Raw genomic sequence first — 14,129 nt, 5'->3', positions numbered from 1 at the left:
TGTAGCAGCGTGCGCGCTGGGCCGCAACCGGGTCCTGGCGGATCGCCGCCGGACGGCAGGCATGCCGCCGCAGGGAGGGTGCGGCGCCGGTCGGCCGCTTTCCAGCGGTCTCTGAACAGGCCGAGGGCTTTGGCGATCAGGACGCTGTTTCCACGGCTCGGCCAATGTCCATGGCCGGTGCGCTGGGATCGACCGGCTGGCAGATGCCGAGGCGGCGAATCTGTGCAAGCACCCGCCGCCGCTCCTCCGACAAGGGCTCCGCCTCCTTGGCCGCGGCCTGCGTCACGGCCACGGGTGGTACGGCCGCCGGAAGGCGCGCAGCCGCATTGCCAGCGGCGATCGCGATAAGGGCAAGCTGCCGGGCCCGCGCCTCCCTCAGGCTGTGGGCATGGCAAGGGCCGGGCTCGGCTGTGGCGACTGACGCGGGAGCCTGGGGGGACATGGCGCGCTCCATTGGTTGCAATGGGAGGAAGCCTCGGTTTGTGGGGATCGCTGTGCTCGACGGGCAAAATCCGTCTCCGCGCGCACTCCACTCTGGCTCAGCTGCTCGCGAAATGTCCAGGAATTTTTTCTTATACGCGGGGGAATTTCGCATCGGAAACGGCGTTTCGATTACGAAAACTTCACCAGTCGGGGCGGAAGCTCGGCGCCACCTGCAAAACGGCTGACGGAGGGATGCGGTTGCGACGGGATATTCTCTCTTATGCGGTGGTTCTGCTGCTCGGCGTGCTCGGCGGCGCGGCGATCTATTTCGACCTGCAATTCGGCCTCGACACGGCCAAGGCGCGGTTTGCCACCGAAGCCCTGGCCACGACGCGCGACACGGGCGCGACGATTCAGAGCCAGATTCGCCTTATCGCCGATGAGCTGGACACGATCAGCCGGCTTCCGGCGATCCGCCGCATCGACCGCCACGCAACCGCGCTCGATGAGGACAGTCGCGACACAATCAAGCAGATCTATGACAGCCTCGCTCGCAATATTGACGTTTCCGAGGTCTATGTCGTGCCCCGCGGCCTCGACCCCGACCGGATCGACCCAGTGACGAGCAAGCCCGAGGCGCCGATCCTGATGTTCGACAGCGAGATCGCCGACGGGGCTGAGGGGGATTCGGCACCGAAACCCTTCGAGGCCGAGATCTACGAGTACCATCTGTTGAAAAAACAGATGGTCTGGCTCGGCGCGCATGCGCCGACCGTCGCCTCCCTCAAGGACGGTCGGCGGCCCCTGATCGCGGGGCCCCTCGTCATCACCTGCGACAATTCGGTCTTCGTGCGGACTGGCCGTAATGCGGATCGCACGGGCGTAATCTTCTCCGTGCCCTTCTACGGGGTGGACGGGACGCTCGCCGGCACGATTTCAGCCATCGTGCGGGCCGGCGTGATTCGCGCCATGTTGCCAGCCACCGGCATGGCGCTCACCAACCCAGGCTACGGCCTGCTTTTCCTCGGCCCGCAGATGAAGCTGAGCCCGGAGTTGCGGCAGCTCGCCGCCTCGGCCGAGGTCGACCCGCGCGCGATCTTTTCCACCGTGCTCCCCCTGGCGGTGCAGGACGGCGAGTCGCCGTGGATGGTGTGGAGCCGCCAACCGGACAGCGCCTTCTACGCCCTGCCCGAAGTACGCGGCGAGATCCATTTCGCCATCGGCGCTTGGGTGGCGCTCGCCCTCATCACTCTCCTGGGTCTCGCCGCGGTCTGGGCCGTCTCGCGCAATGCAAAGATGATCGCGCGGGCCTGCCGCAACCTTGCCGCCCTCGCCGATGGCCAGGAGGTCGCCGAAATGGCGCTGCAGGAAGGGCGCGGCTCCGCCGGCGCCCTTGCCCGCGCCTTCCGCGCCTTCCGTGCCTCGCTCGCGGACAAGCGGCGGATCGAGGCCGAGGCCGCTGAAGCCCAGAACGCGGCGCAGACGGAGCGGTTGGCCAGGGATGCCGAAAAGGCGCGCGCCCAGGCGGCGCAGAAGCGCGTGGTGGACTCCCTTGCCGGCGCCCTGATGAGCCTCACCCGCGGCGATCTCACGCTCAAGATCCAGGAGGAGTTCGAGGGCGAATACCGGGCCCTGCGCGGTGAGTTCAACCAAGCCTCCGAGAAGATGGAGGGGACGATGCGGCGCGTCCAGACCAGCACCCATGCGGTGGCAAACGGAGCGGAGGAGATCGGCAGCGCGTCCGCCGACATGGCACGGCGGACGGAGCAGCAGGCCGTGCAACTTGAGGAAGCCGCAGCCGCGCTCGGGGAACTCACCGATACGGTGCAGGGCGCCTCGGGCAATGCCGGGAAGGCAGCCGGGCTCGCCGCCTCGGTGCGCGGGGACGCGCAAGCCTCCGCCCGCATTGTCAACGAGACGGTGCAGGCGATCGGCGAGATCGAGGCCTCCTCCCATCGGATCGCCAAGATCCTTTTGCTGATCGAGGAGATCGCCTTCCAAACCAACCTGCTCGCCCTCAATGCGGGGGTGGAGGCGGCACGCGCCGGAGAGGCCGGCCGCGGCTTCGCAGTGGTGGCGACGGAAGTGCGGGCACTCGCCGGCCGCTCGGCCGAAGCCGCGCACGAAATCAAGGACATCATCGCCTCCTCGGAACGGCAGGTCGGCAACGGCGTGCGTCTCGTCAACGAGACCGGCGAGACCTTGGAACGCATCACCGCCCAGGTCGGGGAATTGGCCGAGCGGGTCGAAGAGATCGCCGAGACGGCGCGGCGCCAGGCCGCCGCCATCGCGACGGTGAATGCGACGGTGGGCCATATGGATAAGGTGACGCAGCAGAGTGCGGCGATGATCGAGCAGACGGCCGCTGCAGGCAGTCGTCTGGCGCAGGAGGCGGCGGCTCTGGCCGAACTCGTGGACGAATTCACCTTCCGTGAGAGTGAAGAGGCGGACCGTGAGAGTGAGGAGACGGACCCTGAGAGTGAAGAGACGGAATTCCTAGATCAGAGTGAGGATGGCGGCATAAATTCCTATATTGACACGCACGCGCTCGCGGAGGCCGCAGAATGAGCCGCCCGCGCCTGCCCTTCGAGGTGGCCCGGGAAGCGGCCGATCGGCGCCGGGCCGTTCCGCCCGAGGATCCCTGGCCGCCGCGCCGGCCGAAGCGCCTGCCCTTGCCATTCCTCTGGCTGATACTGATCGTCGCCCTTTTCTACCTGCTTCAGCTGCGGGAAGCCCCGGCCCAGTCAAGCGAGATCCTGACGGGTGTCGCCCAGATCGAGGCCAAGGCCAAAGCGGGAGATGCCATGGCGCAGTACGAATTCGGCACCCTTGCCTATACCGGCATCGGCGTGATCCAGGACTATACGGGCGCCGCCGCCTGGCTCGAGAAATCGGCCAAACAGGGCAATGCCGAAGCAGCGTGCGAACTTGGCTTCCTCTACCAGACCGGCAGTTTCGGCCAGGGTCCGCCGCCGCCAGATCCGAAGCGGGCCGCGATCTGGTACGAAGCGGCCGCCAAGCAGAACAATGCCTGTGGCGCCTTCGCCCTTGCCGCCCTCTACCGGCGCGGCACCGGCGTGGAAAAGAACCCGTTTCTCGCCGCGACCTTCATGGCCATCGCAACCGCGGGCGGATTGGAGCCGCTGCCTCACGTTCTGACTCTGCAACAATTGCAGGACCGCTTCTACGCTGCCGCCTACCAGCTGACCGGCGGGTTCGCCAGCTGGCGGGATCTTGTTTCGGCAGAAGCCGGGGGCGGCGGATAGCGCCCTATTCCACAGTCACCGATTTGGCGAGGTTGCGTGGCTGATCGACATCCGTGCCCTTCAGCACCGCCACGCGATAGGCGAGCAGCTGCACCGCCACGGTATGCAGGATGGGGGCGACGAAGGGATCGCAGCTCGGGAGAATGACCGTCTCGGCTGCAATGCCGTGCAATTTCGCGGCGCCTGCCGCATCACTGAAGACGATGACCTGCCCACCCCGCGCCGCCGCCTCCTGCAGGTTGGAGGCGGTCTTTTCGAACAGCGGGCCGGAGGGCGCAATGGCGACGACAGGCACATGCCGATCGATCAGGGCGATTGGCCCGTGCTTCATCTCCCCCGCCGCATAGCCTTCTGCATGGATATAAGAGATTTCCTTGAGCTTCAGGGCGCCTTCAAGGGCGATCGGGTAACAGGAACCGCGGCCGAGATAGAGCACGTCCCGCGCCTCCGCGATGCGCTCGGCGACGCGCGCAATGGCGACGGCCGCCTCGCCGCCCAGGATTTCGGCGGCATGACCCGGCACCTCCATCAGCGCCTGGGTCAGCTGCACCTCCCGCGCCGCATCCAGCGTGCCGCGGGCGCGGCCCGCCGCCAGCGCGAAAGCTGCCAGCACCGTCAGCTGCGCGGTGAAGGCCTTGGTGGAGGCGACGCCGATTTCCGGCCCCGCCAGAGTCTCCAACACCGCGTCGCTCTCCCGTGCCATGCTGCTTTCCGGCACGTTCACCACCGAGAGGACATGCTGCCCCTCGTCCTGCATGTAGCGCAGCGCCGCCAGCGTGTCGGCGGTCTCGCCGGACTGGCTGACCAGCAGGCCCAGCCCTTCGGGCGGCAACGGCGGCGCGCGGTAACGGAATTCGCTCGCCACGTCGGCATCCGTCGGCAGCCGGGCGATGCTCTCCAGCCAGACGCGGCCGACCAGCCCGGCGTAAAAGGCCGAGCCGCAGGCGCTGATCGTCACCCGCGGCAGATCGGCCAGATTGAAGGGCAGGTCCGGCGCCACCACGCTGCGGGTCGCGGGGTCGATCATGCGGCTCAGCACATCCCCGATCACCACCGGATGCTCGTGAAGCTCCTTCTCCATGAAGTGGCGGTAGTTGCCACGGCCGATGGCGGCACCGGTCAGCCGCGTCTCGCGCACCGCGCGCTCGACGGCAACGCCTTTCCGGTCGAAGAACTGCGCGCCTGTGCGGCGGATCACCACCCAGTCCCCGTCTTCCAGATAGGCGATGCGGCGGGTGAGCGGCGCCAAGGCCAGCGCATCCGAGCCGAGAAACATCTCATCCTCGCCAAAACCCACGGCCAGCGGCGCGCCATGCCGTGCGCCGATCATCAGATCCGGGTAGCCGGAAAAGATCAGCGCCAACGCATAGGCGCCTTCGAGCCGCCCGAGCGCGGTCCGTGCCGCCTCCTCGGGCGCCATCCCCTCAGCGAGGTAGAGATCCAGCAGCTGGGCCACGCATTCGGTATCGGTCTCGGTCGAGAAGTCCTGGCCGCACGCCTCAAGTTCGGCACGCAGCGCCACATGGTTCTCGATGATGCCGTTATGGACGACCGAAACCCGTGCCGTGCCGTGCGGGTGGGCATTGCCCTCGGTGGGCGCGCCATGCGTCGCCCAGCGCGTATGGCCGATGCCTGTGCTTCCCGAGAGTGGCCGCCGCTCCAGCACGAAGGCCAGATTGCCAAGCTTGCCCTCCGCCCGCCTGCGGTCGATCTGGCCATGGTCGAGGGTCGCGATGCCGGCGCTGTCATAGCCGCGATATTCGAGACGCCCGAGGGCGTCCAGGATGAGAGGGGCCGCCGGGCGTTCGCCCAGAATTCCAACGATGCCGCACATGAGCGGTCAGCCTCCCTTTTTCTTGGGCCAGGTCGAGCGGATCGCCGCCCCGCCACCCGGTTTCACGCTCTGGCGGGGGCGGCCGAAGGCCAGGGCATCGGCCTCGACATCTTTCGTGATGGTGCTGCCGGCGGCGATGAAACTGCCCTGGCCAAGCGTGACGGGTGCCACGATCGTGGCATTGGAGCCGACGAAACTCCCGTCCCCGATCACCGTGCGGTGCTTCAGGTGGCCGTCGTAATTGCAGGTGATGGTGCCGGCGCCGATATTGCTGCCGGCGCCGATCTCGGCATCCCCCAGATAGGCGAGGTGATTGGCCTTGGCACCGTCGCCGAGCACCGTCGCCTTGAGCTCCACGAAATTCCCGACATGGGCCGCACGTCCGACCCGCGCACCGGGGCGAAGCCGCGCATAGGGGCCGATCCGCGCCCCCTCGCCCACCACGCAATCTTCGAGATGGCTGAAGGCGAGGATTTCAGCGCCGGTCTTCACGGTCACGCCCGGCCCGAAGACGACATGCGGCCCGACCGTCACATCCGGCTCAATCACCGTGTCGGCGGCGAAAAACACCGTGTCAGGCGCGGTGAGCGTAACGCCGCCGTCCATCGCGGCCGCGCGCAGCCGGGTCTGCACGGCCGCCTCGGCGGCCGCGAGTTCCGCGCGAGAATTGACGCCGCGCAGCTCCGCGTAATCGGCTTCGACCGCCACGACCCGTTTCCCTTCGGCAACGGCCAGCGCCACCGCATCCGTCAGATAGTATTCGCCCTTGGCATTGTCGGGACGGATCGCCGCGAGCCAGCGCGCGAGATCGGGGCCGGCCGCACAGAAGACGCCGGCATTGCAGAGGGTGACCGCGCGTTGCGCCTCGCTCGCTTCCGCCCATTCGACGATTTCTGTCACATCGCCGGTGTCATTGGTGATCACCCGGCCGTATTTGCCGGGTTCCGGCGGGCGCATGGCGAGCAGGGCCAGCCCCGCCTCTTTCCGCGCGGCCTTCAGGCGGGCCAAGGTGCCGGGCGTGATGAGAGGATTGTCGGCATAGAGGATGGCGACATCGCCGTCCCCGAAATAGGGTGTCGCCTGCAGCGCCGCGTGGCCGGTGCCGAGCCGCTCCTGCTGCACCACGGCAGGATGCGGCGCAGCAGCCTTCGCCACGGCCTCCATCTCCGGCCCCGTCACCACCACGATGCGGTCGAAGACCTGGGAGGCGGCATCCAGCAGATGGGTCAGCATCGGGCGGCCCGCGATCGGATGCAGGCATTTGGGCAGGCTGGATTTCATGCGGGTGCCGAGACCCGCGGCAAGGATGACGGCAGTGGTGGCGGGCCTGGGCGTGGTCATGATCGTCCTTTGGTCAGACACTTGCGGTAGCGGCGAGAGGCCAGCCGTGTCAAAGGCTTCGGGGACAATTCTCGTATCGGAGTGCAACGGATGCCGAAATGCCTGGTGCTCGATCTCGACGGCACAATCTCGGATAGTCTGCCGGATATCGCGGGCGCCTTGAACCGCAGCCTGGCCCGTCATGGCAAGGCCGCTTTGCCGCTGGAACAGGTGCGGCCGATGGTGGGGGACGGCGTGGGCGTGCTCTTCCAGCGCGGCTATGCGGCGCGCGGCCTGGTCCCGTCCGATCAGGACATGGCGGAGGGCTTGGCCGACTACACCGCGCATTCAACGGACGAAACCTATCTCTATCCCGGCGCTCTGGAGGCGCTACGCACGCTCAAGGCCGCCGGCTGGCACCTCGCCGTCTGCACCAACAAACCGGGCGAGGCCGCACGCATCCTGCTTGACCATCTCGGCGTGCTGCCGCTGCTCGATGCCGTGGGTGCGGGGGACAGCTTTGCGGTCCGCAAGCCCGACCCCGACCATATCCGCCTCACGCTCCACGCCGCCGGCGCGACCTTAGAGGAGGCGGTGATGATCGGCGACCATCACAATGACGTGGCAGCCGGCAAGGGCGCCGGCCTTCCCACCATTTTCGCCGCCTGGGGCTATGGGCCGGCCGAGGTCGGCAAAACCGCGGATGCGGTGGCGACGCGCTTCGCCGATGTGCCTGGCCTCTGCGCGGAGCTCCGGCCATGACGCAGCTCGCCGGAAAAATCGCCCTCATCACCGGGGCGACGGCCGGCATCGGGGCCGCGACCGCCCGGCTTTTTGCCGAGCGCGGGGCGACCCTTCTGCTGACCGGCCGCAACGAGGCCGCAGGCCAGGCGCTGGCGGCCGAACTCGGCGCCAATTTCCGCGCCGAGGATGTCGCGGCGCCGGGGGCGGCCGACAGGCTGATCGGCTGGGCGGCGGAGCGGCATGGCCGTCTGGACGTGCTCGTGAACAATGCCGGCATTCTGTTTCCAGGCGATTCCCAGGCCTGCACGGATGCGCAATGGGATGCCGTCATGGCCGTCAATGTCACCGCAGTCTTCCGCTTCTCGCGGGCGGCCGTGGCGCTCATGGCACGGCAGAGCAGCGGGGCGATCGTCAACGTCTCCTCGGACTGGGGGCTGGTCGCGGCGCAGCGCGCCGTGGCTTACGGCACCAGCAAGGGTGCGATCGTGCAGATGACGCGCAGCATGGCCGCAGACCACGCCCGCCAGGGCATCCGCGTCAATGCGGTCTGCCCCGGGGATACGGATACGGCGATGCTGCGCCAGGAGGCGGGCGCGGATGTGGAGGCGCGGCTTGCCGACATGGCGGAAGCCCTGCCCTTGGGCCGCATCGGCCAGCCGCGCGATGTTGCCGCGGCCATTGCCTTCCTCGCGTCCGACGATGCCGCCTTCATCACCGGCGCCATGCTGCCCGTCGATGGCGGCAACTCGGCGGTGTAATGCGATGCTGATGCTGACGCCGGCCAGCCCGGCAGACATCCCCTTTATCATGAAAACGGAGCGCCTGCCCGGTTACGAGGAGTGGCTGGGCCGCTGGGAGGCGACGGCGCATGAGACCGCAATGACGCGATCTGACCACGCCTATTTCATCGCGCAAGGCGGCGACGGAACGGCCATCGGCTTTGCCATGCTGCAGGATTTGGATGATCCGCATGGCAATGTGCTCTTCCGCCGGATTGCTGTCACCCAGCCGGGGCAAGGCCATGGCGCATGGCTTTTCCGCGCGGCGACGGATTGGGCGTTTCGCGAGACCACAGTCCATCGTCTCTACCTGCACGTCTATCCGCACAATGAGAGAGCCATTCGCCTTTACCGCGCCCAGGGCTTCGTCAAGGAGGGTACGGAACGCGAGGGCCGGCTGCTCGCGGATGGCCGCCGTGTCGATGTGATGACGCTCTCTCTTCTCCGCCGGGAATGGGAGGCGCGAATGCCCTAGCCTTCGGCTCTCCGCGCCACGATCCGATGAATGAGCTTTCCGGAGGAGAGGCTGCCCACCTCCTCCTCGAACAGGACCACTGCATCGCCGAGCGCGTCCTGCACCAGGGAGGCGGGGAAACCCGCATAGAGCCGCCCGTGTTCGTCGCGCCGGTCTTCCCCCTCCGTCACCCGCCAGCTGAGATAGAGCACGCCGCCGGGCACCAGCAGTGCAACCAGGCGGCGGACCGCCGCGGGAATTGCCTCCCGCGGCAGATGCATGATCACCGTTTCGCAAAGAACGTTCGTGAAGCCTCCGTCCGCGATTCCGGCGAGATCGGGCAGCTCGGCCCGGTGGAAGGTGACCTCCGGAAAGCGCTGGCCTGCCTCTGCCAGCAGGCGGGGCGAGGCATCGAAGCCGATCGTCGGAAAACCCTGGGACGCAAGCCAGCCGGCGTCCCGTCCGCTGCCGCAGCCGATATCAGCGGTCGGGCCCGGCCGGAAGTAGCGCCGGACCAGCGCGTGCAGGTCCGTCGGTGCCGGTTGCGCTGCCCAGTCATCCGCGAAGTTGCGGGATGCGTTGTCATAGGCCGCGCGCGTGGCTTCGTCGGTCAAGGCTTGTCTCTCCCTCAAAACCGGTGATCAGAACGCGCGCGTTCGTGATCGGGTGCCCCCGTTTCGCCATTGTCAGGCGGTTTTCCCGCCATTGCCACTCCCCAGATTCCGATGCAACGAGACAGAGGAGATTTCTCCATGCGCCTTCTTGCATCAACCCTCGCCATCGGAACGCTGGCTCTCGGCCTGCCGCTGCTGGCCGCCCATCCCGCCGATGCGGCCCAGCCCATCGGCGCCCCCGTGATCCAGGCCGACTGGAATGGCTATCACCATGACTGGCACCACCATTGGCGCCATGAATGGCGGGGCGACTACGATCATCACTGGCACCATCACTGGCGCCGCCCGCCGCCCTATGGCTACTACGCCCCGCCGCCGCCTCCGGGCTATGGCTATGGTTACGTCTACCGCTACTGACGGCTGAGCAGGGGGGGCGCGGTCAGCGCGCTCCCCTCCTCTGCCCCGCAAGACGCTTGCGGGCGCGCCCCAGGGGCGGCACAAGGCCGGAATGCACGTCCTTTCGCTCCATAACAGTCTGACCCGTCGGCAAGAAGTTTTCCGGCCGCTCAACCCGCAGAATATCCGGGTCTATTGCTGCGGCCCGACGGTCTATGACCGGGCCCATCTTGGCAATGCGCGGCCTGTGGTCGTCTTCGATGTTCTGTCGCGCCTGCTCCGGGAACTGTTTCCGAAGGTGACCTATGTCCGCAACATCACCGATGTGGAGGACAAGATCATCGCGCGCGCTGCCGAGCTCGGCGTGTCCATTGCCGCGCTGACCGAGACCACCACCGGCTATTTCCATGAGGATATGGCCGCACTTGGCGCCTTGCCGCCGGATGTGGAGCCGCGGGCCACCGACAATATTCCGCAAATGATTGAGATCATCGCGCGGCTGATCGCGGGCGGCCACGCCTATGAGGCCGAGGGCCACGTGCTCTTCGCCGTCGCGACCGATCCGCACTACGGCCATCTCTCCGGCCGGTCCCGCGATGAGCTGATCGCCGGTGCGCGCGTGGAAGTTGCCCCCTACAAGCGCGATGCCGGGGATTTCGTGCTCTGGAAACCCTCGACCGATGGCATGCCTGGCTGGGACAGCCCCTGGGGATATGGGCGTCCGGGCTGGCACATCGAATGCTCGGCCATGTCCTGGCGTTACTTGGGCGAGGATTTCGACATTCATGGCGGCGGCGGCGATTTGCTGTTTCCACATCATGAGAACGAGATGGCCCAAAGTTGCTGCGCTTTTCCCGGCAGCCATTTCGCACGCGTCTGGATGCACAACGGCATGCTGCTGGTGAACGGCGAGAAGATGTCGAAATCCTTAGGCAATTTCCGCACCGTGCAGGACGTGCTGAGCCTGGCCCCCGGTGAGGCCGTGCGTTTTCTCCTCCTGCGCAGCCATTACCGCGCCTCCGTCGACTTCACGGAAGCGGGGCTGGCCGAGGCGCGCCGGGAACTGGACCGCTTCTACCGCGCCCTCTCCCGCCATGCCCCGAGCTTTGCCGAGGAGCCGGCGGCGGTGCCGTCCGAGGTCATGGAAGCCCTTTGCGACGATCTCAATACCCCGGCCGCGATCGCGGCTCTGCACAACCTCGCCGACCGCGCGATTGCCGGCGATGCGCTGGCTGCCGCCGGCCTGCATGCGGCGGGTCGCGTGCTCGGCCTGCTCCAGTCCGAGCCCGATGCCTGGTTTCATGGCGATGTCGATGCGGCGGCGGTGGAAGCCGCCATCGCCGAGCGGATCGCCGCCCGGGCGTCGAAGAATTTCGCGCGCGCCGACGCCATCCGCGCCGAACTGCTGGCTCAGGGCATCGCGCTTGAGGACAATGCCGGCGGCACAAGCTGGCGGCGCGTCGAGCCGACGACCCTGTCATGACCGGACGGGAGGCGGGGGCCGATATCGGCCCCATCGGCAACAGCCCGGTCGTGATCCTCGTGCGCCCGCAACTCGCCGACAATATCGGCTCGGTCGCCCGCTGCATGGCCAATGGCGGGCTGTTCCACCTCCGCCTCGTGGCTCCCCGGGATGGCTGGCCGCAGGACCGCGCCTGGCGGATGGCCTCGGGCGCGGACCGCATTCTCGAAGAGGTGCAGGTCTTTGAAACGGTGGCCGAGGCGGTCGCCGATCTGCATCACGTCGCTGCCACCTGCCCGCGCCCGCGCCATATCATCAAGCCGATCCTGACGGCCCGGGGCGCGGCAGCGGAGCTGCGCGCCGCGACCGCCACTGGCCTGCGCACCGGCATCCTCTTCGGGCCGGAGCGGGCGGGGCTTGAGAATGACGACATGGCCCATGCCGACATGCTGGTGCGCTATCCGCTCAACCCCGCCTTCATGTCCCTCAACCTCGCCCAGGCGGTGATGGTGATGGCCTATGAGTGGTGGATGGCGGACGAGGGTTCATCCCCGCGGGAGCTGATGACGAACGAGACCCGCATTGCCACCAAGGGCGAGCTGGAGAATTTCCTCGGCCATCTCACGCGGGAACTGGACGATTGCGGTTTCCTGCGCAACGAACAGAAGCGCCCGGGCATGGTGCGCAATATCCGCCACCTCTTCCAGCGCGGCGAGGTCACGGAGCAGGAACTGCGCACCCTGCACGGTATGATCACCGAGCTGGCGCGCGGCCGGCACGCGAAGCGTCGCTAGAGAGTTTGCCTGCCGCGACACTACGCATGCATGGCTCGGTCTGATCGTTGCAGCCGAAGTAGTTCCCTCACCCGGCGCGCAAAGATTGAGGTAAACGACCCGGCACCACCCATCTGCTCAAGATCAATTACGACAAGACATCATTTTGTTTATGCGAATTATTTCTTGTCGGTAAAAAAATAAAACTCTATTGTTCGTTGCCTCATGATGGGTTTCGCGCGGGCGGCGCGGGTCTCTCGCTGTGGTTCTCGGCGACACTGAAGCTTTATAGGGCGGCTGGTGTAATGAAGGGGCTTTCGCGCGGCCAGGGCTTATCGACGCTGGTATCCATCCAGTATCTACGCGCGGCGGCCGCAATCATGGTAGTCTACTACCACATTTTCTCCAATCATGTCGCGGAGCACTGGGCCGGCGGCCGCAATTTTGGCCTGTCAGGCGTCGATATCTTCTTCGTCATCAGTGGCTTCATCATGTGGACCTCGACCAGCCACCAGCGCGGCGGGCTGGTGAAGTTCCTGAGGCGCCGCGTCTATCGAATCTATCCTCTGTGGTGGATAGCGCTGACGGTTTGGATCCTAGTCCGGCTGGCCTTGCCCGATCGTCTCCATAACGCCGATGTCACACCCTATTCGGTCATCTGCTCCTATCTGCTCATTCCGCATTACCATCGCGTTTTCCTCGGCCACATCTGGCCCATTCTGGTGCCGGGCTGGACTTTGCAGCTTGAGGTTTTCTTCTACCTCGTCTTCAGCCTGTCCCTGCTGATCCCTCGTCGGGCAGCACGCCTTGCGGCAGTGATCGCCGCGCTCTGCATCCTTGCGCTACTCGGCACTGGTCATGGTCCAGAAGGCGCGCTGCTGCGGGCCTATACCAGCCCGCTGCTGCTTGAATTCGTGGCGGGCATCGGCCTTGCCGCCCTTCTCCCGCTCTTGCAACGTGTCCCTGCTGGGCTCGGATCGACTGCGATCGCCCTGGGAATCGGGCTCATCATTCTCAACTACGGTCTTATCGTCGAAAGCGGCATCGGGCGCGTTCTCATCCTTGGCATTCCAGCGACGATGATTGTCGGCGGCGCGCTGGTGCTCGAGCCGTTGTTGGCACGCTGGCCCAATCCGCTGCTGCTCCTCTTCGGTGATGCATCCTATTCGCTTTACCTCACCCACTCCGTCGCGATTGCCGCTGCCGCCGTCATCTGGGAGAAGCTGCATCTGCCGTCCGGCAGCGGGATCGCCACGACCCCGTTCATTCCGCTTGCGCTTTTGGTCTGCCTGGTCTGTTCCGTGCTCGTTTATCGCTGGGTGGAGAAGCCGCTCCTCGGCTGGCTCCTGCCCAATAAGCGGAGCGGCACCCATATCCCTGCCCTGCCGACGACCGCCCTCGAAGTAGCGACCGCGGAAGCGCAACCACCGAGCGCCATCTTGTCTGAACCGGAGCAGGGGCCGCCCAGCCCCGCCTGACACGCGCCCGCCCCAACCGCGCCGCACCGCGGAGGCCGTGCTTCCGTCGCAGTCAGAAACAGGCGGCGAGGCAGCCAAACGCCTTGAGGCGCCATTCCCTCACACGGCGAAGGACGGGTCTTCGTGCATCAACACGCGCTTGACGCTTTCGAGGTGCAGCCGCGCACTCTCGGGGTCGCCCTCGCGCATCTGCGCAGCCGTGCGCGCCGCGATTTCCGCCGCCACGGGAATAAGGCGGCGGCCGGTGGACAGCGCCTTCACCTGCACTTCCGCCGCGCGCTCCAGATAATAAAGGTCGTCCCAGGCTTCCGCGATGGTCGGGCCGGTGACCATCACCCCATGGTTGCGCATGAAAACGACATCTGCGCTGCCCATGGCGGCGGCGATACGGTCCCCCTCCGTCTCGTCCAAGGCGAGGCCGTTATAGGACTCGTCCACTGCCGTGCGGCCATAGAATTTCAGCGCCGACTGTCCGGCCCAGACGAGCGGTTCGCCCTCCACCATGCTCAGCGCGGTCGCATAGGGCATGTGGGTATGAAAGGCAGCGCGGGCCCGCGGCAGGGCCTTGTGCAGGCGGGCATGGATG

The 14,129-nt window shown here is 66.7% G+C and carries 14 protein-coding genes and 1 pseudogene; 10 read left to right on the top strand and 5 right to left on the bottom strand.

Going from position 1 to position 14,129, the window contains the following annotated elements; translation table 11 throughout:
• Positions 1-136: 136 nt before the first annotated feature.
• Positions 137-442, bottom strand: coding sequence for a hypothetical protein (locus VL752_RS16700; protein ID WP_325356992.1), 306 nt, complete (start codon positions 440-442; stop codon positions 137-139).
• Between the two features lie 239 nt (positions 443-681).
• On the opposite strand from VL752_RS16700, the gene VL752_RS16695 reads away from it, so the two are divergent.
• Together VL752_RS16695 and VL752_RS16690 are read left to right on the top strand one after the other, a co-directional pair.
• Positions 682-2,991, top strand: a complete 2,310-nt coding sequence (locus tag VL752_RS16695; RefSeq protein ID WP_325356991.1) for a methyl-accepting chemotaxis protein — start codon at positions 682-684, stop codon at positions 2,989-2,991.
• A complete protein-coding gene (locus tag VL752_RS16690) occupies positions 2,988-3,689 on the top strand; it encodes a tetratricopeptide repeat protein (protein WP_325356990.1) in 702 nt (233 codons plus the stop codon). Before VL752_RS16695 ends, VL752_RS16690 begins: the two co-directional genes overlap by 4 nt.
• Before the next feature lie 4 nt (positions 3,690-3,693).
• Here VL752_RS16690 and glmS read toward each other — a convergent pair whose 3' ends face one another.
• Both glmS and glmU read right to left on the bottom strand, forming a co-directional pair.
• Complete coding sequence (gene glmS, locus VL752_RS16685) at positions 3,694-5,523, bottom strand: glutamine--fructose-6-phosphate transaminase (isomerizing) (RefSeq protein ID WP_325356989.1); 1,830 nt, start codon at positions 5,521-5,523, stop codon at positions 3,694-3,696.
• A gap of 6 nt (positions 5,524-5,529) precedes the next feature.
• Positions 5,530-6,864 carry a bifunctional UDP-N-acetylglucosamine diphosphorylase/glucosamine-1-phosphate N-acetyltransferase GlmU gene (gene glmU / locus VL752_RS16680; RefSeq protein ID WP_325356988.1) on the bottom strand — a complete coding sequence of 445 codons (1,335 nt, stop codon included), beginning with the start codon at positions 6,862-6,864 and terminating at the stop codon, positions 5,530-5,532.
• Between the two features lie 90 nt (positions 6,865-6,954).
• Between glmU and VL752_RS16675 the strand changes: the two genes are divergently transcribed.
• From VL752_RS16675 to VL752_RS16665, 3 genes are read left to right on the top strand one after another with little or no spacing between them, the layout of a single operon-like run.
• Positions 6,955-7,605 (top strand): HAD family hydrolase, encoded by a 651-nt coding sequence (locus VL752_RS16675; RefSeq protein WP_325356987.1) that lies wholly within the window; start codon positions 6,955-6,957, stop codon positions 7,603-7,605.
• Complete coding sequence (locus VL752_RS16670) at positions 7,602-8,345, top strand: SDR family NAD(P)-dependent oxidoreductase (RefSeq protein ID WP_325356986.1); 744 nt, start codon at positions 7,602-7,604, stop codon at positions 8,343-8,345. Before VL752_RS16675 ends, VL752_RS16670 begins: the two co-directional genes overlap by 4 nt.
• A 10-nt stretch (positions 8,346-8,355) precedes the next feature.
• Complete coding sequence (locus tag VL752_RS16665) at positions 8,356-8,841, top strand: GNAT family N-acetyltransferase (RefSeq protein WP_325356985.1); 486 nt, start codon at positions 8,356-8,358, stop codon at positions 8,839-8,841.
• Here VL752_RS16665 and VL752_RS16660 read toward each other — a convergent pair.
• Positions 8,838-9,434 (bottom strand): class I SAM-dependent methyltransferase, encoded by a 597-nt coding sequence (locus tag VL752_RS16660; RefSeq protein ID WP_325356984.1) that lies wholly within the window; start codon positions 9,432-9,434, stop codon positions 8,838-8,840. The two genes, VL752_RS16665 and VL752_RS16660, sit on opposite strands and share 4 nt — an antisense overlap.
• Before the next feature lie 138 nt (positions 9,435-9,572).
• Between VL752_RS16660 and VL752_RS16655 the strand changes: the two genes are divergently transcribed.
• From VL752_RS16655 to VL752_RS16640, 5 genes and pseudogenes are all read left to right on the top strand, one after another.
• Positions 9,573-9,851, top strand: coding sequence for a hypothetical protein (locus VL752_RS16655; protein WP_325356983.1), 279 nt, complete (start codon positions 9,573-9,575; stop codon positions 9,849-9,851).
• 91 nt (positions 9,852-9,942) lie between these two features.
• Positions 9,943-11,313, top strand: coding sequence for a cysteine--tRNA ligase (gene cysS, locus VL752_RS16650; protein ID WP_325356982.1), 1,371 nt, complete (start codon positions 9,943-9,945; stop codon positions 11,311-11,313).
• Complete coding sequence (locus VL752_RS16645; RefSeq protein ID WP_325356981.1) at positions 11,310-12,086, top strand: RNA methyltransferase; 777 nt, start codon at positions 11,310-11,312, stop codon at positions 12,084-12,086. Before cysS ends, VL752_RS16645 begins: the two co-directional genes overlap by 4 nt.
• A gap of 4 nt (positions 12,087-12,090) precedes the next feature.
• Positions 12,091-12,180: pseudogene (locus VL752_RS22290) on the top strand (DUF3649 domain-containing protein); the annotation flags it as partial.
• A gap of 190 nt (positions 12,181-12,370) precedes the next feature.
• A complete protein-coding gene (locus VL752_RS16640) occupies positions 12,371-13,543 on the top strand; it encodes an acyltransferase family protein (RefSeq protein ID WP_325356980.1) in 1,173 nt (390 codons plus the stop codon).
• A 99-nt stretch (positions 13,544-13,642) separates the two neighbouring features.
• On the opposite strand, the gene VL752_RS16635 is transcribed toward VL752_RS16640, so the two are convergent.
• Positions 13,643-14,129, bottom strand: a 487-nt coding sequence (locus tag VL752_RS16635; protein ID WP_325356979.1) for an aldolase, incomplete at its 5' end; no start/stop codon positions are given.

The organism is Acidisoma sp. (assembly GCF_035492295.1).
Lineage (GTDB): Bacteria > Pseudomonadota > Alphaproteobacteria > Acetobacterales > Acetobacteraceae > Acidisoma.
This window is presented reverse-complemented; position numbering and strand designations above follow the sequence as displayed.

What these genes read in the sequence shown, in the direction of transcription:
- VL752_RS16655 (WP_325356983.1), top strand. Translation starts at nt 9,573, where the DNA reads ATGCGCCTTCTTGCATCAACCCTCGCCATCGGAACGCTGGCTCTCGGC.
- VL752_RS16670 (WP_325356986.1), top strand. Translation starts at nt 7,602, where the DNA reads ATGACGCAGCTCGCCGGAAAAATCGCCCTCATCACCGGGGCGACGGCC.
- VL752_RS16700 (WP_325356992.1), bottom strand. Translation starts at nt 442, where the DNA reads ATGTCCCCCCAGGCTCCCGCGTCAGTCGCCACAGCCGAGCCCGGCCCT.
- VL752_RS16665 (WP_325356985.1), top strand. Translation starts at nt 8,356, where the DNA reads ATGCTGACGCCGGCCAGCCCGGCAGACATCCCCTTTATCATGAAAACG.
- VL752_RS16690 (WP_325356990.1), top strand. Translation starts at nt 2,988, where the DNA reads ATGAGCCGCCCGCGCCTGCCCTTCGAGGTGGCCCGGGAAGCGGCCGAT.
- VL752_RS16640 (WP_325356980.1), top strand. Translation starts at nt 12,371, where the DNA reads ATGAAGGGGCTTTCGCGCGGCCAGGGCTTATCGACGCTGGTATCCATC.
- glmU (WP_325356988.1), bottom strand. Translation starts at nt 6,864, where the DNA reads ATGACCACGCCCAGGCCCGCCACCACTGCCGTCATCCTTGCCGCGGGT.
- VL752_RS16675 (WP_325356987.1), top strand. Translation starts at nt 6,955, where the DNA reads ATGCCGAAATGCCTGGTGCTCGATCTCGACGGCACAATCTCGGATAGT.
- glmS (WP_325356989.1), bottom strand. Translation starts at nt 5,523, where the DNA reads ATGTGCGGCATCGTTGGAATTCTGGGCGAACGCCCGGCGGCCCCTCTC.
- VL752_RS16645 (WP_325356981.1), top strand. Translation starts at nt 11,310, where the DNA reads ATGACCGGACGGGAGGCGGGGGCCGATATCGGCCCCATCGGCAACAGC.
- cysS (WP_325356982.1), top strand. Translation starts at nt 9,943, where the DNA reads ATGCACGTCCTTTCGCTCCATAACAGTCTGACCCGTCGGCAAGAAGTT.